This is a genomic window from Actinokineospora lacus (genome assembly GCF_053813445.1).
The window spans coordinates 173,975-194,282 of the sequence record NZ_JBQERA010000010.1 but is presented as its reverse complement, the minus strand read 5'-3'; the positions used below and the strand labels follow the sequence as shown (position 1 = coordinate 194,282).

Sequence of the window (20,308 nt, the reverse complement as noted above, 5' to 3'; positions counted from 1 at the left end):
AGGAGTACATATGACTGCGCTGCGTGAAGCAGCTGGCGAACCGGGGACCCCGGTCACCAGCGTGTCCGAGGCTCTGGACCGGGCCGCGGGCGACCAGCCCTACACCTACGTCCGCCAGGAGCTCGTCGAGCCCGACTGGCGCCGCTTCCCCGGCTGGGCGCACGTCACCGACGCCCAGTGGCGCGACGCGCAGTGGCAGCGGGTCAACTGCGTCAAGAACGCCAAGCAGCTGCGCGCGGTCACCGGCGGGCTGCTCGCCGAGCCCTTCTACGACGACCTCGCCGACGACCAGGCCCGCATGGCCACCATGTCGATGCTGCTGCCCCCGCAGATGCTCAACACCATGGCCCCGCACGCCGCGCCGGGAGAGTTCACCGACGCCTTCCTGGCCGACCCGGTCCGCCGCTACATGCTGCCGGTGGCCTCCGACCGCGACCCGCTGTGGCCCAGCCACCCGCACTCCTCGCGGGACTCCCTGCACGAGGCGGAGATGTGGGTGGTGGAGGGCCTGACCCACCGCTACCCCACCAAGGTCCTCGCCGAGCTGCTCTCCACCTGCCCGCAGTACTGCGGGCACTGCACCCGCATGGACCTCGTCGGCAACTCCACCGCCCAGGTCGACAAGCACAAGCTGCTGCTCAAGCCGGTCGACCGCCAGGACGCCATGATCGACTACCTGCGCCGCACCCCCGGGGTGCGCGACGTGGTGGTCTCCGGCGGCGACGTGGCCAACGTGCCGTGGAAGCAGCTGGAGTCCTTCCTGATGCGGCTGCTGGACATCGACACCGTCCGCGACATCCGCCTGGCCACCAAGGCCCTGGCCGGGCTGCCCCAGCACTGGCTGCAGCCCGCCGTCGTCGAGGGCCTGGAGCGCGTCGCGCGGACCGCGGCGCGGCGCGGGGTGAACCTGGCCATCCACACCCACGTCAACCACGCCCAGTCGGTGACGCCGCTGGTGGCCGAGGCCGCCCGCACGGCGCTGGAGGTGGGGGTGCGCGACGTGCGCAACCAGGGCGTGCTGATGCGCGGGGTCAACGCGACGCCGGAGGCGCTGCTGGACCTGTGCTTCGCGCTGCAGGGGGAGGCCAACATCCTCCCGTACTACTTCTACATGTGCGACATGATCCCCAACGCCGAGCACTGGCGGCTGGCGGTGTGGGAGGCCCAGGAGCTGCAGCACGCGATCATGGGCTACCTGCCGGGCTACGCCACCCCGCGGATCATCTGCGACGTGCCCTACGTGGGCAAGCGGTGGGTGCACCAGATCGCCGAGTACGACCGCGAGCTGGGCATCTCCTACTGGACGAAGAACTACCGGGCCGGGACCGAGCGCATGGAGACCGCCGACGCGCACGCCATCCTGAGCCGCCGCTACCCCTACTACGACCCGATCGGCACCCTGGCGCACTCGGGCCGGGAGTTCTGGAAGGACAACCCCGACCACGAGGCGGGCTGACGAAGCCGCGCCCGGCCCGCTACGGCACCCGGTAGGCGGCGACGTAGCGGGCCGGGTCGCGGCCGAACTCGGTCTCCCAGCGGCGCGCGACCTGGTCGGCGAAGGACACCCCGGTCGCGGCGACCTCCTCCACCGGAGCCAGGTACCCCGGCGCCGCCGGGGACTCCAGCCCCGCCTCGACCCGCTCGCGCAGCCCCACCCCGGCCAGGCGCACCAGTTCGCGGCCCAGCTCCAGCACCGGCGTCCCGGCCAGCGTGGCGTCGAGGCCGCGCTCGGGCACCTGGCGGCTCGCCGCGGCCACGTCCTCGGCGGTGAGACCGGCCAGCAGCTCCCCCGCCGCGGCCCGCGCCGTCGCCGAGTACAGCAGCCCCACCCAGAACGCGGGCACCGCGGCGACATCGGCGTAGGCCGGGCCGTCGGGGGCGCGCATCTCCAGGGTCTGGCGGACCCGCACGTCGGTCCAGATCTGGCACAGCAGCGAGTACCAGTCCTCCCCGCCCGGGTGGGTGCCGTCGCCGAAGCCGTGCTCCAGCAGCTCCCCGAACGGGCGGGCCGGGGCGGGCGCGTACTCCCCCGACGGGGTCTTGCGGAAGATCATCGGCAGGGTCAGCGCCCAGTCGACGAAGTCGTCGACACCCATGTCCGGGCGCAGCGCGGGCACCACGACCCCGCAGCGCGCCGGGTCGGTGCTCAGCCAGTGGCGGCAGCGCCCGGACTGCAGCCCGGTGGGGCGCCCGTTCTCCAGCGGCGAGTTCGCGAACAGCGCCGCGGCCACCGGGGAGGCGGCCACCGCCAGCCGCAGCTTCTCGGCCAAGTCGGCCTCGGAGACGTAGTCCAGGGTCGCCTGCGTCGACAGGGTCAGCGCCATCACCGGCGCGCCACCGGCGCCCTCGGCGCCCAGGGCGGCGAAGTGCGAGCGCATCAGCGCCCCGCGCGGCTTGGGCACCCACGGCACGTCGGCGACGCTGTTGAACGGCAGCACCGCCCCCGGCAGGATCGCCAGCCCCCGGCCCCGGGCGATCTCGGCCACCCGGCCCATCGTCTCGCGCAGCTCCTCCACGGCGGTGACCAGGTCCTCAGCCGGGGCGGAGGCGTACTCCAGGGCGCCGCCGTGCTCCAGGGTGATCAGCATCCCGGAGTCGGCGCGCACCCCGGTGAGGTGCTCGCCGTCGAACTCCCGGGTGCCGCCGAACTCCTCGGCCACCGCGGCCAGCACCCCGCGCACGCCGCTGTCGTAGGGCGCGGCCTTGCCGGTGCCGGGGTCGACGACCGCGCTCTCGATCTCCAGCCCGACGCGCTCGGCGGCGCGCTCGTCCTTGGCGAACACCGCCCGCAGATCGGTCCGGTGGAGCACCGCCGCGTCGGCGTTCATGGGATTTCCTCGCATTCTGCGGAATCGGCGACACACGATGGGGGCCGCGCCGATGACGCCGGACCCTACCGCTCGACAACACCGGGAGACGCCCGGGTGCGGGCGATGCACACAATCGGAGTCACCGGTCCCGCCGAACGGGTGAATAGCGGGCAAGGAAAGGCCGTCGGCGTTGCGCCACCTGGCCGGTTCCATTCCTTGCGCCTGTCGAACGGGCCTGGTTACGATCGCGACAAGGACACACCGCACAACGGTAATGGGGCGGACCGTTGGAAGGCTCGACCCTTTCCCTGCCGACCGCCTCCACCACGGTATTTCAGGGGGTCGGCTCGTGCGGGAGGAAATCAGTGGGACGCTTATCCGGGATGTCCGATTCTGTGATGTGACCCTGCGCGATGGCGGCTACCTCAACCGGCACTCCTGGACCGAGGCCGCCGCGGCGCGCGTCGCCGAGGCGGTCGGGCGCGCCGGGCTGCCGCTGATCGAGGTCGGCTACTTCACCCCCGCCGCGGGCGCGGCCGAGCGGCCGTCGGCGAGCTGCCCGCCCGCCTACCTCGACGCCCTCGCCGCGGCCACCACCGCGGGCCTGGTCGTGATGGCCCGCCCCCAGAGCTGCCCGCCCGCCGCGCTGCCCGCCCTGGCCCGCCACGGGGTGGCGATGGTCCGCCTCGTCACCACCGTCGAGGACGTCGCCGCCTGCGCCGGGCACGTCGCGGCGCTGCGCGAGGCGGGCATCGCCGTGTCGGTCAACCTCACCCGGGCCAGCGAGCAGGCCCCCGCCCGGCTGCGCGAGGCCGCCGCCCACGCCGAGCGCCTCGGCGCCGACGTGGTCTACCTGGCCGACTCCAACGGCAGCATGCTGCCCGCCGACGTCGGCGGGCTCTACCGCACCGTCTCCGGCGGGACGGGGGTGGCGCTGGGATTCCACGCGCACAACAACCTGGAGTTGGCCTTCGCCAACACCCTCGCCGCGCTCGCCAATGGCGCGTCCTATGTCGACGGCTCGATCCGCAGCATCGGCAAAGGCGGCGGAAACCTGCGCACCGAGCTGTTCGTGTCCTATCTGAAAGCCGGCGGGGCGCCCGGGATCGACCCGTGGCCGCTGTGCGACGGCACCCTGCCGATCGAGGCCGAGTGCGCCGCCCTCGCCGACGGTCTGCCCGACGCGCGGATCAGCGCGCTGCTGAACCTGAACCTGAATGAGATTTCCCAGTACGACTCGAATGGCCTGCGGGAATTGTTCGACGGCGCCGGGCAACTGGCGAACCACAAACGAGGGTTGACGTGAGCAACGATTTCGTCGGTGAACTGGACGCGATGATCCGGGCGCGCCGGAAGATGACCAGCCCGCTCTACCAGACCATCCTCGCGGGCAAGGCGACCGAGGCGCTGCTGCGCCACTTCGCCCTGCACCGCTGGCCCATCAAGAGCATGTGGACCCGCAACATCCTGGGCATCGCCAGCAAGGTCGAGGACTACCGGCTGCGCGCGCTGCTGGTGGAGAACGTCTACGAGGAGGAGACCGGTGCGCTGTCGAACTCCTCCCGGCACCTGGACACCTTCGCCGACTTCGCCGCCGCCGTGGGCGTGAGCCGCGCGGAGCTGGAGTCCGCGCCGGTGGCCGCCGAGACCCGGGCGGTCATCGACCACAACGTCTCGGTCTGCAACGGCTCGGCGCACTTCACCGCCGGGGTGGCCTCGGTGCTGCTGCTGATGGAGGGCCAGCCGCCGATCGTCAACCCGGGCGGGGCGAGCATGCTCTCGGTGATGCGCGAGGTCTACGGGCTGCCGCCACACGGGGTGGAGTTCTTCGTCCACCACGCCTCCGCCGACGCCGCCGCGGGCGCCGACGGCGCGGTCAGCGACCTGGAGGACGAGCACGCCGAGGCCGCCCGCGAGCTGCTGCGCCGCTACTGCGCCACCGACGAGCTGCGCGAGCAGGCCCGCCAGGCGCTGGCCACCGCCCTGGAGCTGCGGCACCGGCATTTCGACATGATCCTGCACGAGCACTACGACCCGGCCGAGCCGCAGTTCCGCCACGCCGCCGCCTGATGGGGCGCACGGTCTACCACGGCGGTGAGTACGTGCCCGCCGAGCGGGCCACGCTGCGCATGGACAGCATCGGCCTGCGCTACGGGGTCTCGGTGTTCGAGGGCGTGCGCCTCTACACCCAGACCGGCGGCGGGCTGCGGCCCTGGCTGCTGCAAGAGCACCTGGCGCGGCTGCGCGGCTCCCTGGAGCTGATGCTGCTCGCCGACCCGGGCGTCGCCGAGGTGCCCGCCATCATCGACCGGCTCACCGAGGTCAACGGGCTGGCCGAGGACTGCTACGCGCGGATCGCGGTCAGCGCGGGCAACCCCGGCCTGCTCGGCGCGGCCGCCGAGCCGCTGCTGACGGTGTCGGTGGCGCCGATGGGCCGCAAACCGTGGCTGGCACAGGGCACGGGGCTGCGGCTGGCGACCAGCTCCTGGCAGCGCCCGCCCGAGCAGGCGTTCCCGGCGGCGGCGAAGAACATCTCCGCCTACGCCGGGCCGCGGGTGGCGCTGCTGCGCGCCAAGGCCGAGGGCTACGACAACTGCCTGCTGCGCGCCCCCGACGGCAGCCTCAGCGAGGCCCCCACGGCGACGTTCTTCGCCCTGCGCGAGGGCGTGCTGTGCACGCCGCGGCTGCGCGATCAGGTGCTGCCCAGCATCACCAGGGCCTGGGTGCTCGCCGCCGCGCCCGCCCTCGGGGTGCAGGTGGCCGCGGTGAAGCTCAGCGCCGAGGACGTCACCGGCTGCGCGGAGGCGTTCCTGTGCGGGACCGGGCTGGAGTTCGGCCCCGTCGCCTCCATCGACGGCGTCGAGTGCGGCCCGGACAACCCGGTGACCACGCGGCTGGTGGCCCGCTACTTCACCGAGGCGCGCGGCGAGGCCGCCGCCACGGCGGTGCGGTGGACCGAGGGATGATCGACTGGGTGCGCCAGGGCCGGGCGCTGGCGCTGGTCGCCGCCGACCCGGGCCGCGCGCAGGCCATCGCCCGCACGGTCGCCGCGGTCTCCCCGGTGCACGCGAACAAGGACTTCGCGGTGCCGCCGCTGCCGCTGTTCGTCGAGCGGGCCCGCGTCCCCGGGCACGCCGCCGACGTGGAGGGCTACGCGCGGCTGCTGGGCAGGCTGCTGGCGCTGTTCGTCGAGGACCGCCAGGTCCAGGCGTACTTCCGGCTGCGCCCGGCGGAGCTGGCGCTGTGCCTGGCCCCGGCGCGGCTCTCCGGGCGGGTGTGGATCGCCCGCCTCGACGGCTACCTGGCCGAGGACACCCTGGCCCCGGTGGTGCTGGAGAACAACGCCGACGCCCCCGCCGGGACGCTGTTCACCCCGCGGGTCAACGCCCTCGTCGACACCGTCTACGGCGAGCTGGACACCGCCCACCGGCCCGGCGGGTTCGCCGACGACCGGGTGTTCGTCCACGCGCTGCTCGCCGCGGCCGCCGAGGGCGGCCTCGACCGCGACGAGGTGGTGCTGGCGGTGCTGCAGCCCCGCGGGGCGCCCAACCGCGAGTCCGAGGAACTCATCACCCGCTGCCAGGGCCTCGGCGTCGAGGCGTTCCTGGCGGACCCGCGCGATGTCCAGGTCGACGGGGAGCGGGTCTCCTTCGCCGGGCGGCGCGCCACCCTGGCCTGGAACAAGGTCAACACCGCCGGGTGGCGGCGCCTGGCCGCCGACTGCGAGAGCACCTGGCGCGCCGCGCTGGACGCCCGCTTCGTGCACGTCAACCCGTTCGCGGCGCGGTTCGTCGCCGAGAGCAAGCTGGCCCTGGCGTGCGTGCAGACCTTCGCCGCGAAGTTCAGCGCCGAGGAGCAGGCGGTGGCGGCGCGGCTGCTGCCGTGGTCGGCGAAGCTGGCCCCGGACATGACCCACCCGCACGTCGAGGCCGACGTGCTCGCCCACCTCGCCGACCACCGCGGCCGCTACGTGATCAAGGAGCACTACGACATCCGCGGCGACGGGGTCACCATCGGCCACGCCGTCAGCGGCACCCACTGGCGGCAGCGCCTGGGCCAGGGCGTGCGCGAGGGCTGGGTGGTGCAGCGTTATGTCCCCCCGGCCCGGGTGCCGGTGCCCGACCCGACCGGGCGGGTGGTGCCGATGGCGGTGAGCCTGGACAGCTTCCTGTTCGCCGGTCGTTTTCACGGTTTCGGCGCCAAGGCAGGCCAGCAGGCGAAGGTCAACGTGTTCCAGGGCGGGGTGAAGGTCGCGGTGCGCGGTTTCGGAGAGGACGGCGTCGGTGGGGGCAGCGGTGCGGGTTGAGCGGCTGACGCTGCGGTGGGTGCGCGCGGAGCTGGCCGCGCCGTTCTCCAACCGGTGGCAGACCATCCGGGAGTGGACCAAGCTCGTCGTCGCCGCCGAGGCCGACGGCGAGACCGGCTACGGGGAGTGCACCGCGATGCAGACCCCCTACTACAGCTACGAGACCATCGACACCGCCTGGCACCTCATCGAGACCTACCTGGCGCCGCTGCTCTTCGCCGCCGAGGACCACGACCCGCGCACCGTGGGCGCGCTGTGGGCGCACATCAGCGGCCACGAGGAGGCCAAGGCGGCGGTGGAGTGCGCGCTGTGGGACCTGCGCGCCCGCCTCGACGGCGCCCCGCTGTGCACCGTGATCGGCGGCGCGCTCCGCGACGTGCCCACCGGCGGCACCGTCAGCCTCACCGAGGACGTTGACAGCCTCGTCGCCGCCGTCGCCGCCCACCACGAGCGCGGCGACGCCCGCGTGCGCGTCAAGATCCGCCCCGGCTGGGACGTGGTCCCGGTGCGGGCGCTGCGCTCGGCCCTGCCGCACGTGCCGATCATCGCCGACGCCAACGCCGCCTACCGCGCCGGCGACGTGGACCTGCTGTGCGAGGTGGCCGCGGCCGGGCCGCTGGCCATCGAGCAGCCCTTCATCCGCGAGCACCTGCCCGCCAACGCCGAGCTGCAGGCCCGCGTCGAGGTGCCGGTGTGCCTGGACGAGTCGGTGCGCTCCGTCGAGGAGGCCGAGGTGGCCGTGGCGATGAACGCCTGCCGCGCCATGAACATCAAGGTCGGGCGGGTCGGCGGGATCGGGCAGGCGCTGCGGGTGCACGACCTGTGCGCCGAGGCGGGCATCCCGACCTTCGTCGGCGCCAAGTACGACCTCGGCGTCGGCCGCTGGACCAACCTGGCCCTGGCCACCCTGCCGAACATGACCTGGGCCAGCGACTGCGCCCCGAGCGCCCACTACTACGCCGAGGACGGCGTCGACACCGCCCTGGCCTACTCCACCGACCGCCGCGTGCGCCCCCTGGACGCCCCCGGGGTGGGGGTACGCCCGACCGGGGCCCTGGTGACCGTGCGCGAGACGGAGCTGAGCCGATGACCCCCGTGAACCCTGGGCCGATGGACCCCGACCTGCGGGCGCTGCTCGCCGAGGCGGGCACCGCCGGGGTCTCCGACGCCCTCGACATCGCCGGGGTCGACGGCGGCCTGCCCGGCCTGGCCCGCCGATCCGGCACCGGCACGGTGCTCGGCCCGGCGTTCACCGTGCAGTTCGAGCCCGTCGAGCCCGGCACCCCCGCCCCGGCCGCGGACTACATCGACGACGTGCCGCCCGGGTCGGTGGTGGTGCTGGCCAACAGCGGCATCACCACCTGCACCGTGTGGGGCGACATCCTCTCCCACGCCGCCACCGCCACCGGCATCGCCGGGACCGTCATCGACGGCTGCTGCCGCGACATCGACGCCAGCGCCGCCCTGGGCTACTCGATCTGGGCGCGCGGGACCTACATGAAGTCGGGCAAGAACCGCGCCCGCATGGCCGCCACCCAGACCCCGGTGACCGTCGCCGGTGTGCGGGTCCGCCCCGGCGACGTCGTCGTCGCCGACGGCTCCGGCGCCCTGGTCGTGCCCGCCGCGCTCATCGAGCGGCTGGGTGAGACCGTACGCCGCGTGCTCGACACCGAGGACGCGGTCCGCGCGGGCCTGGCCGCCGGGCTCGGCCTGGCCGAGGCGCGCCGCCGCCACGGCTACCACGCCATCGCCGTCACCCGCGCGGAGTAACCCGGGTGCGAAGATGGGCGGGTCGGCCCCTTTCGCCCCCGGCGGTGGGGCGGGAAGACTCGGCGCCCGCCCCACCGCCGACCGGCGGAGCCCGGGGCGCCCTCGCACGAGAAGGAGCAGGCGTGTCCCCTCGCACCAGAACCCTGGCCGCGGGCCTGGCAGCGGTCTCGGTCATGACCCTGGGCGCGGTCCCGGCCCGCGCCGAGACCGACATCGCCGAGCGGCTGCGGGCCGTACCCGGCCTGACCGTGGTCTCGGAGTCACCCACCCCGCCCGCGGGCTACCGGTTCTTCCTGCTGACCTACACCCAGCCCGTCGACCACACCCGACCGGACGGGGCCACCTTCCAGCAGCGCTTCCAGCTGCTGCACCGGGACACCGACGCGCCGATGGTGCTGCACACCACCGGCTACAACATGCCCGCCAACCCGTTCCGCTCCGAGCCCACCCGGCTGCTCGACGGCAACCAGATCTCCGTCGAGCAGCGCTTCTTCAGCCCCTCACGCCCGCAACCGGCCGACTGGGACACCCTCACCATCTGGCAGGGCGCCACCGACCACCACCGCATCGTCGGCGCCCTCGACGGGATCTACCCGGCCAACTGGATCTCCACCGGGGCCAGCAAGGGCGGCATGACCTCGGTCTACCACCGCCGCTACTACCCCGCCGACGTCGACGGCGTCGTCGCCTACGTCGCCCCGAACGACCGGGTCAACCCCGCCGACGGCGCCTACGACCGGTTCTTCGCCACCGTCGGCACCGCCGAGTGCCGCGCCCGCCTCGACGGGGTGCAGGCCCAGGCCCTGCGCCACCGCGAGCACATGGTCGCCCGCTACCGCGCCGACGCCGCCGCCAACGGCTGGACCTTCGAGTCCATCCTCGGCAGCGTCGACCGCGCCTTCGAGATGACCGTGCTGGACACGGTGTGGGCGTTCTGGCAGTACGCGGGCACCGCCGCCTGCGCGGACGTGCCCGGCCCCGGCGCCACCGCCGACGAGCTCTACGAGTGGATCGACTCGATCGCCGGCTGGTCGTTCTACTCCGACGAGGGCGTCTCCCCCTACACCCCGTACTACTACCAGGCCGCCACCGAGCTGGGCTGGGCGTCGCTGCGCTTCCGCCACCTCGACGGCCTGACCAACCACCCCGGCCTGTACTCGGCCAACGCCGCCCTGCCCGAGGAGCTGCGCTCGCGCCACCGGCCCCGCCCGATGCTCGACATCGACCACTGGGTGCGGACCCGCTCCTCGCAGATGCTCTTCGTCTACGGCGAGAACGACCCGTGGGGCGCCGAGGCGTTCACCCCCAGCCGCGTCGACTCCCACACCTTCACCGCCCCCGGCGCCAACCACGGCGCCAACATCGCCGCCCTGACCGCCCCCGACCGGGAGACCGCCACCGCCGCCCTGCGCCGCTGGGCCGGGGTCGACACCCTCACCGCCACCGGCACGGGGGTGGCCGACCTCGAGGTGAGCGACCTCGACCGCGCCGAACCCCGCAACCTGCGCCCGCGCGCGTAACCCGCCCGCGCTGTGGGCTGGGCGCTCTGACCTGGGCACGGTGCCTGGGCCAGAGCGCCCAGCGGCGGGCGGCCGAACGGAGTTCGGTGGATATCGAAATCATCGCGACGCCACCCGATCGGAGGAACCCCGGGTAGCGTCCCCAGCCATGCAGCTGCCCTGGAGATCAGCGCCGCGCGCCGCGCTGTCGAGCCCGCTGACGGTGCTCGTCGCCGTGGTCGCGGCGCTGCTGCTGACCTTCGTGGGCGCGGCCGCGGTGCTGCACGCGGACTCCGCGGGCAACGCCGCGGTGAGCTACCAGGCGGGCAGGCTGTGCCCGCAGTCGGTGGGCCCGGTGGCCGACAACAACCGGGTCACCGCCGCGGCGGGCGCCACCGTGCTCGACACCGCCGCCCGCCGCGGCGCCGAGCACGGCTTCCCCACCGCTGTCGGCGCCCTCTACTCCCCGGTGCGCCAGTGGGACTTCAACGGCCCGCACCCGTGGGCGCGGTTCGGGTGGCGCGAAGGCGCCATGGACAACCTGACCGTGCTGCAGGGCGGCTCCCGCGACGGGCTGTGGGTGCCGCGCAGCGTCGCCGAGAACGGCCAGGTCACCCTCGGCGAGCGCCCCATCGGCGGGACCCTGCCCCCGGTGACCGCGATCTACGACGACATCACCGACCCGGTCCCCGGCTACTGGTGCTCCGAGCGCGAGCAGGTCGTGCTCAACCCGCTGGCCCCCGAGGGCGGCAACGCCGCGGTGGTGTTCTTCCCCGACCGCGCGGGCTTCCTCGCCGCGATGGGCCCGTTGAGCGGGAACTCGGTCACCGTCTCGGTGCGCTTCCCGCTGCCGCGGCTGCCCGAGACCGTCGAGGAGGGCGCCGACGTCGTCGCCCGCGGCGAGGCGGCGCTGAGCGCCCTGAAGGCCGACCTGCCCGATGCGGCCCTGGTCCGCACCGACACCTACTTCGCCCGGCCGGTGCAGGCCGCCCGCGACTCCGGCGCCACCGTCGGCGGGGCCGTGCTGCCGCTGACCGTCATCAGCCTGCTCGTCGGGCTGGCCGGGGTCGCCGCGGTCACCGTGCAGTGGTGCCAGCGCCGCCGCGCCGAACTGCGGCTGCTGTGGTCGCGCGGGGCCGGGCCCCTGGCGCTGGGGCTGCGGGCGGTGCTGGAGCTGGCCGCGCCGCTGCTGCTCGGGGCGGTCGCGGGCTGGCTCATCGCCCGCCTGACCCTGCCCTTCTACGCCCCGTCCCCCGCGCTGACCCCCGGCACCGCGGCGCTCTCGGCGGTGGTGGCCACCGGGGTGCTCGCCGCGGCGCTGCTCGTCGTCGTCGCCGTGACCAGCGCCCACACCCACCGCGCCCTGCAGGCCCCCGCGCGCCGCCGCCACGGCTGCGGCCTGCGGCACCTGCCGTGGGAGCTGGGCACCGCGGTGCTGGCCTACCTGGCGTGGGCGCGCCTGGACGCCACCCCGACCCGGCTGGCGTTCGGGCAGCCGCTGCCGGAGACCGCCGACGCCGTCGGGCTGGCGTTCCCGCTGCTGGTGGTGCTGACCGTGGCGCTGGTCGCGGTGCGCCTGACCCGCTGGGCGCTGGGCGCCTCGCACCGGCTGGCGTGGTGGCGCGTGCCCGCCGCGCAGCTGGCCGTGCGCAGGCTCGCCGCCGCCACCGGCTCCGCCATCGGCATCCTGCTGGTCGGGGTCCTCGCCGTCGGCACGCTCACCGTCGGGGTGGGCATCGCCACCGCCCAGGACGACGCCTTCGACACCAAGTCCGGGCTCTTCGTCGGCGCGGAGTCCACCGCCCAGATCCCCACCCGGGTGGCCACCGACCCCGCCGGGCTGCCCGCCGACATCACCGACCGCGCCACCGTCGTCGGCGTGGTCAAGAGCGGCCGCGACGTGATCATCGCCGTGGACCCGGCCACTTTCACCCGCTCGGCCTGGGTCGACGGCGACCCCGATGACCTCGCCGCCCAGCTGGCCCTGCTCACCGGCGCAGGCGCAGGCGGCCCGGTGCCCGCGCTGCGGGTCGGCACCGCCCCGGGCACCCCCGCCACCCTGCCCAGGGTCGGTGACGTCCGCCCGGTCGGGCACCTGCCGTCCTTCCCGCTGATCGGCACCGGCCGCGGCTACGTCGTGGCCACCACCGCCGTGCCCGACCCCGGCGACATCGACGTCTGGCAGGTGTGGTCCCCGGAACCGGTGCGGGCCCTCGTCGCCCGCCTGGACGCCGCCGACATCCACCACCTGCGCGCCCGCTCCAAGACCGAGGCCCTCGACGGGCTGCCGTTCCTCACCGTGCGCTGGACCTTCGACTTCGTCACCGCCCTGGGGTTCGTGCTGGCCGTGGTCGCCGCCGCGGCGCTGCTGCTGGCGGTGGAGGTGCGGCGGCGGCAGAACGCGCTGGCCGGGGCCCTGGCCACCCGCATGGGGCTGCGCCCGCGCACCCTGGTGGCCTCGCACCTGCTGGAGCTGGGGTCGCTGGCCGGGCTCTCGGTGCTGGCGGGCAGCGCCGCGGGGTGGGCGTGCACCGCGGTCTCGGCGCCCATGCTGGACCCCTCGCCGTGGCTGCGGCCCCTCGCCGCGGCCCCGGACCTGGTGGGACTGGTCTCGACCACCCTGGCCACCGCGCTGGTCGTGGTCGCCCTGGTGTGCTGGTCGGCGGTGCGGTCGGTGACCACCGCCCGAGTGGGGGAGCTGATCCGTGGCTGAGCTGGCGGCGCTGTTCGACGACGGGCCCGTCCCGCTGTTCGAGGTCACCGGGCTGCGGGTGGAGTACCCCACCCCGGCCGGGCCGGTGCCCGCCCTGGAGGAGGTCAGCGCCGCGGTGCCCGCCGCCGGGCTCACCGTGCTCGCCGGGCCCTCCGGCTCGGGCAAGTCCACCCTGCTGCGCGTGCTGGGCCTGATCGACACCCCCACCGCCGGGCGCCTGGCCGTCTCCGGGCGCGACGTCGGCGGCCTCGGCCACCAGCAGCGCAGGCGCTTGCGCCGCGACCGCATCGCCCTGGTCGTCCAGAACCCGCCGGACAACCTCATCGCCCACCTCAGCGTCGGGCAGAACCTGCGCGCGGCCGCGGAGTCGGCCGGGGTGCCCGCCGACGACGCCGAGTCGGCGCTGACCTGGCTGGGCATCCCCGGCACCGCGCACTGGCGGATCGGGGCGCTCTCCGGCGGGCAGCAGCAGCGCCTGGCCTTCGGCTGCGCCCTGGCCCGCCGCCCCGGCGTCGTGCTGGCCGACGAGCCGACCTCCCAGCTCGACGCCGCCTCGGCCACCCTGGTCCTCGACGTGATCGCCCGCCTGGTCGCCGACGGCGTCCCGGTCGTGGTGGCCTCCCACGACGACGAGGTGATCGCCCGCGCCGACCTGCTCATCCGCCTGCGCGAGGGCCGCGTCGAGGAGGCGGCGTGAGCACCCCGCTGACCGCGCGCGGCCTGACCCGCGCCTTCGCCCACCCCGACGGCCCGCTGCCGGTGCTGCGCGGGGTCGACCTCGACGTCGCCGCGGGCGAGGTCGTCACCGTCTCCGGGCGCTCCGGCTCGGGCAAGAGCGCCCTGTTCGCCGTGCTGTGCGGGTTCGACCGCCCCGACACCGGCACCGTGACCGTGTGCGGGCGCCTGGTCGAGGCCGCCCCGCCGTGGCGCGACTGCGCGGTCCTGCCCCAGGCGCTCGGGCTGGCCGCCGAACTCACCCTGGCCGAGAACGTCGCCCTGCCGCTGCGCCTGTCCGGCGCCGCCGACGTCGACGCCCGCGTCACCGAGATCCTCGGCGAGCTGGGCATCGGCGCCCTGGGCGAGCGCTACCCGGGCGAGGTGTCCTTCGGCCAGCAGCAGCGCGCCGCCCTGGCCCGCGCCGTCGTCGGGCGCCCCGCCGTCCTGCTGGCCGACGAGCCGACCGCGCACCTGGACCACGGCAGCGTCCCGGCCGTGCTCGGGCTGCTGCGCCGCACCGCCGAGTCCGGCACCGCGGTCCTGGTCGCCACCCACCACGACCAGGTGCACCACGTCGCCGACCGGCGCCTGGCCCTCGTCGAAGGCCGCGTCGCCGCCTGAGCGGTTCCGCTAGCGTGGCCCCGACCACGGTTCGGGAGGGGCGGACAACGGTGCTGGGCACGATCGAGGTGGCGTCGAAGGACGGCACGTGGACCTTCGACTTCGACACCATCCGGATCGCCCCGGCAGCGGGCGCGCACCCGCTGCGCGGCGCCCTGGGCGAGCTGCGCGTGCCGCTGACCGCCGTGGCGGCGCTGGGGTGGGAACCGGGGCGCAAGGGCGGCTCGCTGCGCCTGCACCCCCGCCCGGGGGCCGACGCGCTGCGGCAGGTCACCGGCGGGCGGCTGCCCGGGCCCGCCGACCCGCTGCGCCTGGCCGTGGGCCCGGAGTCCACCGCGACCGCGGCGGCCCTGGTGGAGGCGGTGCGCGACGCCCGCACCGTGGCGGGGATGGCCGACGGGCCGGTCGGGGAGTACCTGCTGCCCACGCCGCGGGTGCCGCTGAGCGTGGACGGCGAGGACGGCAACGCCTCCTTCGACGGGGAGCGGGTGCGCATCGAGTGGGGGTGGGCGGCGGAGAAGGTGAAACGCTCCGCCGGGCCCCGCGAACTGCCGGTGGGCGACCTGGTCGGGGTGGAGTGGACGACGTCGATGGTGCGCTTCCGGGTGCGGGGGATGCCGGTGCCCGAGCCCGCCCACGACGTGAACTGCCTGCGGCTGTGGGGGTTCAAGAAGGACATCGGCCTCTCGGCGCTGCTGGCCGCGGCGGTGGCCGCGCGGCTGCCGCACCCCTTCGCCGCCGAGGACCCCGCGGAGCTGCCGCCCGCCGAGGCCGACGTGGTCCTGCGCAGGCTGCGCGAGCTCGGCGAGCTGCGCAAGGACGGCGTGCTCACCGAGGAGGAGTTCACCGAGGCCAAGCAGAGGCTCCTCCGCAGGCTCTGACACGCCCCACACGTCGTCCCCGCGTCTTCAGCGAACGAGACCGACGGGCAAGCCTGGGTTGGAACTCACCGGATCACGTTGAAGTAGAACTTGTACGTCGAGCCCTCGCCGGTGTGCATCGTGAAGAACTTGTACTTGATTCCGCGCTCGTCCAGCTCAGGGGCATTGACCATTTGTTCGAGGCGAGCGGCCGGGAGGTACTCGCTCGCCGTTCCCAGATTGTCGTCACCGGTGCCGAAAAGAGCGTTCGCGATTTCGGCGAGCACGCCTGGCGCCCAGTCCGGCACGTCGTATCCAGCGGCTTTGGCGCCTGCGGCGGCCGCTTCGGCGACCTGATGCGTCTCGGCGGCCAATGCGTCGGGGTCCCCGTAGTCCTGCTCCATGCAGGTCGCGGTCAAGGTCATGTCTTTGGCCTCGCCCATGTACAAGATCCGGGTGGTCGGGAACGTGCCGCCGGCGTCAACCGGTTCGAAGACGCCGATCATCTGCGTGCGAACTCGCGATTGCCCCGCCTCTTTGGTGAAGATATTCGTGATGAGATAGATCTCGTCCGATCCACTGCCTCCGTCGTAGTCGGTCTCGCCGAATGAAATCATGCCCGTGCACACAACCATCACAAATCCCATGATGATTCAACTTTCTTCTCATCCGAAGCCTGGAGGTGGCGCTGCTTTCGACGCAGAGCGCTACCCCTTCGTCGGCGGGTCGTGTTGGTGTGACGGTAGGGATCGGCGAGTGTCGTCCTCGTCCCTCCTATGGACGATGTTCGGCGCGCGCATCGTCCGCGGGGATGACCCCGCGTGTGCCCGGGACCGGGCACAATCGGAATGTGTCCGAGAAGATCCGCGTGCTCGTCGCCGACGACCAGACCCTGGTGCGCACCGGGTTCCGCGTCATCCTGGAGGCAGAGGACGACATCGAGGTCGTCGCCGAGGCGGACACCGGCACTGAGGCGATCCGGCAAGCGCAGTTGCACAGGCCGGACGTGATACTGATGGACATTCGCATGCCCGGCATGGACGGCCTCGCCGCGACCGAGGAGATCCGCCGCCACCGAAACGCGCCGACCATCGTCGTGCTGACCACGTTCGATCAAACCGAGTACGTGTACCGCGCGCTGCACGCCGGTGCGGCCGGATTCCTGCTCAAGGACGCGCCGTCAACGCGGCTGATCGCTGCCGTCCGGGCCGCCGCGACCGGCGACTCGCTGATCGAACCCGCGATCACCCGCCGGCTGGTGGAGCGGTTCGTCGCCGCACCACGGCAAAAAGGGGTGCCTGCGCCGCTCGCCTCCTTGACCGAACGCGAACTGGACGTACTCCGCCTCATAGCGCATGGCCTGTCCAATGCCGAGATCGCGGCCGAATTGGTGGTCGCTGAGACTACGGTGAAGACGCACGTGGCACACATTCTCGGCAAGCTCAGCGTCCGTGATCGAGTGCAGGCCGTCGTGGTCGCCTACCAAACCGGATTCGCCGCAGCGCCATGGCAGCAACGACGCCGGTGAGCGGTGCGGCCTGATCCACACGAATGAAGGTTGCAGCATGAGCGTCGGTGCGGTCTTCGGTGCGGTCTTCCGCGGGGCCAAACCACACGACTGGGTGCTCGCGGGCGTCCTCACCGTCCTCGGCGTGGCGCTGATGACACTCAACGCACTCACTACGGACGCGGAACTCGCGCTCGAGATCATCGCGGGCGAGGCGTTGCATCCGATGACTACGCACTCGGCCTGGCTCATTCCAGGGTTCACGCTGACGACGGTGCCGTTACTCTGGTGGCGCCGCAGCGTACTCGCGGTCGGCGTGTTCATCACCGCCGCGATGTTCCTGCACGATCTGATATTCGGTTGGGTCACACGCTGTGGCGCCGGCCTGCCGATCGCGTTCGTGCTGGCATTTCTCGGCGCGCTCGCCTGCGAACGGGCGACCGCATGGCTGGTGTGCGGGTTGAGCGGCGTGCTGGCGGCCGCGGTGTTGATCGTCGATGCGACCGCGGGCTTCGGCGCCCTGCCGTTCGCCGCGGCGGTCATCCTCATCGTCTTCGGCATCGGGCGGGCCACCCGACAGCGCGGCGTGCTCAATCAGCAACTCAAGCAACGCGATGCGGAACTACGACAATTGCGAGCTGAGCGGGCGGCGCTGTCGGTGGCCGACGACCGGGCGCAGTTGGTGCGGCAGCTCGACGAACTGCTGCAAACACGGCTCGACCAGCTCACCGCCGCCGCCGAATCAGCCCGTGGGCTGCCACCGGCCCAGGCGAAGGCACTGCTCGTGGCCATCGAGAATGACAGCAGGCAGACCATGCACGATATGCGAGCGCTGGTCGGCCTGCTGCGCGGCGGCGAGGTCGAGCTGGCGCCGACGCCGACCGTGGCGCATCTCGACGCCCTGCTCACCCGACACCAAGCGCCGCAGGGCCTGCTCACCATCAGCGGGGACCCGCGAGCATTGCCCGCGACGGTCGAGCTGTCCGCTTACCGGATTGTCGAATACCTGGTCACCGCGCTTACCGACCACACCGAGGTACACGTGCACTTCGACGAGGACACCGTCGAACTGCGGATCGATGGCTCGGTGGGCCGGGCAGGTTCCCTCAAGGCGGCGGTCGCCCGCGCCCGCGAACGCGCGAAGCTGCTCGGTGGCTCCGTCGAGGTCAAGGTGACACGCGGTCACGCCCACGTCATGGCGCAATTGCCGGTACGCGCGTGAAGAGCCATCCGTGGCAGCAGGCAGCAACGGTCCTGCTCGTCGCTGTCATCGCGCTGCAGACCGCGCTACACGGCTGGCCGACGACCCTCGCGGGCAACGCCTTCACAGGGACGCTGCTGGCCAGCGGCCTGACATTGCTGTTGTGGCACCGTCATCAACGGGCCGTGGCCATCATCGGCGCGACCCTATGGCTGGCGGCGGCGATGCTGCAGGAGTACGGCTTCTTCCCCGATTCCGCCTTGATCATCATGCCGCTACTCGCCGCGGTCGCGGCACTGGCCTGGAGCGGACGGGCCGCCTGGGGGGTCGCCCTGGTGCTGGCGGCGTATCTGATGACGCTGTGGCTGGTGCTGCACACCAGTCCGGTGGCGCTGTTGACGCTGAACGTGCCCGGCTTCGTCGCGGGCACCGTGTTGCGGCTGCGCCGGGAGGCCGCCGATGAACTGGCCCGCCGCGCCCAGGAACTGGCCGAAGAACAGCAACTGTTCGCCGACCTGACGCTGCGGCACGAACGCGCCCGGATCGCGGCCGAACTGCACGACATCGTCGGACATGCGATCAGTGTGATGATCATCCAAGCGGCGGCCGGTCAGCGGCTCGCCGACCGCGACCCGGTGCGCACGCGGCAGGTGTTCGACGCGATCGCCGGATCAGCGCGCCAAGGTCGCATGGACCTACAACGCCTCGTCGACCTGTTGGGCGGCACCGATCTCGGCGACACCGACTTCGCGCTGGTCGAGGACCTTGTCGCGCACGCCGCGGTCAGCGGACTGGACGTGACGTGCCGATACGACGGCGATCATGAGGGGGCCGCGCCGCAGGCGGTACATCTCGCCTTTCGCGTGGTGCAGGAAAGCGTGACAAACGCGTTGCGTTATGCACAGGGCGCTGCGGTACGCGTCCTCATCACTGGTGAGCGCGGTGGTCTCACCGTGCGCGTGGAAAACGGGCCATCGACGCGGGAACGCTTGAGCCTGGGCGGTTCCGGGTCGGGCCTGGCCGGCCTGCGGGACCGAATCCGGCAGCGAGGTGGCCGGCTCCAGGCAGGCCCCACGGCGTCCGGCGGATGGTTGGTCGAGGCGACGCTTCCCCCACAGAGGAGCAGCGATGAGCTAGATCACTAGCTTTTGGAGGCGGAGCCGGACGTGGGCTCGGCGGGCTTATGCCCTGCTGTGGCCCTTTCTGGCGTATTCGGTTCCTCCCCCCTTTAGACTCGCCGGTGATGAACCGCCGGATTCTGTGGCCCGCTGTCCTGTTGTCGGTCTCCGCCCTGATCGGCGCGTTCTTCCTCCTCGACGACCCCGCCCCACCGCTGCCCCCGGAGCCCGCGCCGCCGGTCAACGTCCCCCGCGTCGTGGTGGCCATGGGCGACAGCACCCTGTCCGGGGAGTCCGCGGGCGACTACGTCGCGGGCACCGACGGCCGCGACAACAACTGGTGCCACCGCTCGGCGAACGCCTCCATCCACCACACCGGCCTGCGCGGCGTCGACACGGCGGTCAACCTCGCCTGCTCCGGCGCCAACTCCACCCAGGTCGGGCTCGGTGACGGCGAGCAGTACGGCGAGTCCTCGCAGGCCCGCCGCCTGGGCGTCATCGCCCGTGAGAACCGGGTGGTCGCCATCGCCGTGGCCGTCGGCGCCAACGACGAGCCGCGCTTCTCCAGCGTGCTCGACGCCTGCGTGCAGGCCTGGTTCGACCCCGACCGGCCCGGCTGCGCCCAGGAGGTGGGCGAGCAGTGGCGCGAGCGGGTCGCGGCGATGGTGCCCAAGACTGTCGGGGTGCTCCGCGACATCCACGCGGTGATGCGCCAGGCAGGCTACTCCCCCGACGACTACGCCCTGGTCCTGCAGTCCTACGCCGCCCCGGTCAGCCCCGACATGCTCCCCGAGCTGCGCAACCTCAACGGCTGCCCGTTCCGCGCCGAGGACCTCGCCTGGGTCCGCGAGCACGTCGTCCCCGAGATCACCGACGGCATCCGCCGCGCCGCCCACGAGGGCGGGGCCCGCTTCCTCGACCTCTCCCGCGCCGGGGTCGGGCGCGAGGCGTGCGCGCACCTGGACCCGGCGAAGGAATGGTTCGCCCGCCTCGCGGTGCGCTGGGAGGACCTGCGCGACGAGGTCCGCGCCAACCACGCCCTGCAGGAGTCCTTCCACCCCAACGCCGCGGGCCACGCCCAGTTCGGGGCGTGCCTGGGCGAGTTCCTGGGCACCGAGCACCCGGCGGCGGCGTGCCTGCCCGACGCCGCGGGCGAGCTGCACCCGGCGCCGAGCATCTAGGGAAT

The 20,308-nt window shown here is 73.3% G+C and carries 18 protein-coding genes; 16 read left to right on the top strand and 2 right to left on the bottom strand.

What is annotated here, in order from left to right:
• Positions 1–10: 10 nt before the first annotated feature.
• A complete protein-coding gene (locus tag ACTG9Q_RS24280; RefSeq protein ID WP_455575189.1) occupies positions 11–1,456 on the top strand; it encodes a KamA family radical SAM protein in 1,446 nt (481 codons plus the stop codon).
• Positions 1,457–1,475: 19 nt separating this feature from the next.
• Here ACTG9Q_RS24280 and ACTG9Q_RS24275 read toward each other — a convergent pair whose 3' ends face one another.
• The gene (locus ACTG9Q_RS24275) at positions 1,476–2,828 is read right to left on the bottom strand and encodes a glutamate-cysteine ligase family protein (protein WP_455575188.1); all 1,353 of its coding nucleotides are present in this window, start codon (positions 2,826–2,828) and stop codon (positions 1,476–1,478) included.
• 382 nt (positions 2,829–3,210) lie between these two features.
• Here ACTG9Q_RS24275 and ACTG9Q_RS24270 point away from each other — a divergent pair, with 382 nt between their 5' ends.
• The 11 genes from ACTG9Q_RS24270 to ACTG9Q_RS24220 all read left to right on the top strand — a co-directional run bounded on the left by ACTG9Q_RS24270 (position 3,211) and on the right by ACTG9Q_RS24220 (position 15,317).
• Positions 3,211–4,116: a hypothetical protein gene (locus ACTG9Q_RS24270; protein WP_455575187.1), complete on the top strand. Its 906-nt coding sequence runs from the start codon at positions 3,211–3,213 to the stop codon at positions 4,114–4,116.
• Positions 4,113–4,880 carry a TenA family transcriptional regulator gene (locus tag ACTG9Q_RS24265; RefSeq protein WP_455575186.1) on the top strand — a complete coding sequence of 256 codons (768 nt, stop codon included), beginning with the start codon at positions 4,113–4,115 and terminating at the stop codon, positions 4,878–4,880. The genes ACTG9Q_RS24270 and ACTG9Q_RS24265 overlap by 4 nt, the downstream gene beginning before the upstream one ends.
• Positions 4,880–5,776, top strand: coding sequence for an aminotransferase class IV (locus tag ACTG9Q_RS24260; protein WP_455575185.1), 897 nt, complete (start codon positions 4,880–4,882; stop codon positions 5,774–5,776). The genes ACTG9Q_RS24265 and ACTG9Q_RS24260 overlap by 1 nt, the downstream gene beginning before the upstream one ends.
• The gene (locus tag ACTG9Q_RS24255) at positions 5,773–7,116 is read left to right on the top strand and encodes a hypothetical protein (RefSeq protein ID WP_455575184.1); all 1,344 of its coding nucleotides are present in this window, start codon (positions 5,773–5,775) and stop codon (positions 7,114–7,116) included. Before ACTG9Q_RS24260 ends, ACTG9Q_RS24255 begins: the two co-directional genes overlap by 4 nt.
• Positions 7,094–8,206 carry an o-succinylbenzoate synthase gene (menC, locus tag ACTG9Q_RS24250; protein ID WP_455575183.1) on the top strand — a complete coding sequence of 371 codons (1,113 nt, stop codon included), beginning with the start codon at positions 7,094–7,096 and terminating at the stop codon, positions 8,204–8,206. The genes ACTG9Q_RS24255 and menC overlap by 23 nt, the downstream gene beginning before the upstream one ends.
• On the top strand, positions 8,203–8,886 hold the full coding sequence (locus ACTG9Q_RS24245; protein WP_455575182.1) for an RraA family protein: 684 nt from the start codon (positions 8,203–8,205) through the stop codon (positions 8,884–8,886). Before menC ends, ACTG9Q_RS24245 begins: the two co-directional genes overlap by 4 nt.
• Positions 8,887–9,008: 122 nt before the next feature.
• Positions 9,009–10,406 carry an aminopeptidase gene (locus tag ACTG9Q_RS24240; RefSeq protein WP_455575181.1) on the top strand — a complete coding sequence of 466 codons (1,398 nt, stop codon included), beginning with the start codon at positions 9,009–9,011 and terminating at the stop codon, positions 10,404–10,406.
• A 148-nt stretch (positions 10,407–10,554) separates the two neighbouring features.
• Positions 10,555–13,098: an ABC transporter permease gene (locus ACTG9Q_RS24235; RefSeq protein WP_455575180.1), complete on the top strand. Its 2,544-nt coding sequence runs from the start codon at positions 10,555–10,557 to the stop codon at positions 13,096–13,098.
• 1 nt (position 13,099) lies between these two features.
• Positions 13,100–13,795, top strand: a complete 696-nt coding sequence (locus tag ACTG9Q_RS24230) for an ABC transporter ATP-binding protein (protein WP_455575286.1) — start codon at positions 13,100–13,102, stop codon at positions 13,793–13,795.
• Positions 13,792–14,436 carry an ABC transporter ATP-binding protein gene (locus ACTG9Q_RS24225; protein ID WP_455575179.1) on the top strand — a complete coding sequence of 215 codons (645 nt, stop codon included), beginning with the start codon at positions 13,792–13,794 and terminating at the stop codon, positions 14,434–14,436. The genes ACTG9Q_RS24230 and ACTG9Q_RS24225 overlap by 4 nt, the downstream gene beginning before the upstream one ends.
• A 50-nt stretch (positions 14,437–14,486) precedes the next feature.
• A complete protein-coding gene (locus ACTG9Q_RS24220; protein ID WP_455575178.1) occupies positions 14,487–15,317 on the top strand; it encodes a DUF4429 domain-containing protein in 831 nt (276 codons plus the stop codon).
• 65 nt (positions 15,318–15,382) lie between these two features.
• On the opposite strand, the gene ACTG9Q_RS24215 is transcribed toward ACTG9Q_RS24220, so the two are convergent.
• The gene (locus tag ACTG9Q_RS24215; protein ID WP_455575177.1) at positions 15,383–15,943 is read right to left on the bottom strand and encodes a hypothetical protein; all 561 of its coding nucleotides are present in this window, start codon (positions 15,941–15,943) and stop codon (positions 15,383–15,385) included.
• A 164-nt stretch (positions 15,944–16,107) separates the two neighbouring features.
• Between ACTG9Q_RS24215 and ACTG9Q_RS24210 the strand changes: the two genes are divergently transcribed.
• From ACTG9Q_RS24210 to ACTG9Q_RS24195, 4 genes are all read left to right on the top strand, one after another.
• A complete protein-coding gene (locus ACTG9Q_RS24210; protein WP_455575176.1) occupies positions 16,108–16,824 on the top strand; it encodes a response regulator in 717 nt (238 codons plus the stop codon).
• A gap of 37 nt (positions 16,825–16,861) precedes the next feature.
• Positions 16,862–18,025, top strand: a complete 1,164-nt coding sequence (locus ACTG9Q_RS24205; RefSeq protein WP_455575175.1) for a sensor histidine kinase — start codon at positions 16,862–16,864, stop codon at positions 18,023–18,025.
• Positions 18,022–19,149 (top strand): sensor histidine kinase, encoded by a 1,128-nt coding sequence (locus ACTG9Q_RS24200; protein ID WP_455575174.1) that lies wholly within the window; start codon positions 18,022–18,024, stop codon positions 19,147–19,149. The genes ACTG9Q_RS24205 and ACTG9Q_RS24200 overlap by 4 nt, the downstream gene beginning before the upstream one ends.
• 98 nt (positions 19,150–19,247) lie before the next feature.
• Complete coding sequence (locus ACTG9Q_RS24195) at positions 19,248–20,303, top strand: GDSL-type esterase/lipase family protein (RefSeq protein WP_455575173.1); 1,056 nt, start codon at positions 19,248–19,250, stop codon at positions 20,301–20,303.
• The last annotated feature ends 5 nt before the right edge of the window (positions 20,304–20,308 follow it).

Excerpts from the sequence above, each read along its gene's own strand:
- ACTG9Q_RS24280 (WP_455575189.1), top strand. The coding sequence starts at position 11 with ATGACTGCGCTGCGTGAAGCAGCTGGCGAACCGGGGACCCCGGTCACC.
- ACTG9Q_RS24275 (WP_455575188.1), bottom strand. The coding sequence starts at position 2,828 with ATGAACGCCGACGCGGCGGTGCTCCACCGGACCGATCTGCGGGCGGTG.
- ACTG9Q_RS24260 (WP_455575185.1), top strand. The coding sequence starts at position 4,880 with ATGGGGCGCACGGTCTACCACGGCGGTGAGTACGTGCCCGCCGAGCGG.
- ACTG9Q_RS24255 (WP_455575184.1), top strand. The coding sequence starts at position 5,773 with ATGATCGACTGGGTGCGCCAGGGCCGGGCGCTGGCGCTGGTCGCCGCC.
- ACTG9Q_RS24245 (WP_455575182.1), top strand. The coding sequence starts at position 8,203 with ATGACCCCCGTGAACCCTGGGCCGATGGACCCCGACCTGCGGGCGCTG.
- ACTG9Q_RS24235 (WP_455575180.1), top strand. The coding sequence starts at position 10,555 with ATGCAGCTGCCCTGGAGATCAGCGCCGCGCGCCGCGCTGTCGAGCCCG.
- ACTG9Q_RS24215 (WP_455575177.1), bottom strand. The coding sequence starts at position 15,943 with ATGGGATTTGTGATGGTTGTGTGCACGGGCATGATTTCATTCGGCGAG.
- ACTG9Q_RS24210 (WP_455575176.1), top strand. The coding sequence starts at position 16,108 with ATGACCCCGCGTGTGCCCGGGACCGGGCACAATCGGAATGTGTCCGAG.
- ACTG9Q_RS24205 (WP_455575175.1), top strand. The coding sequence starts at position 16,862 with ATGAGCGTCGGTGCGGTCTTCGGTGCGGTCTTCCGCGGGGCCAAACCA.
- ACTG9Q_RS24195 (WP_455575173.1), top strand. The coding sequence starts at position 19,248 with ATGAACCGCCGGATTCTGTGGCCCGCTGTCCTGTTGTCGGTCTCCGCC.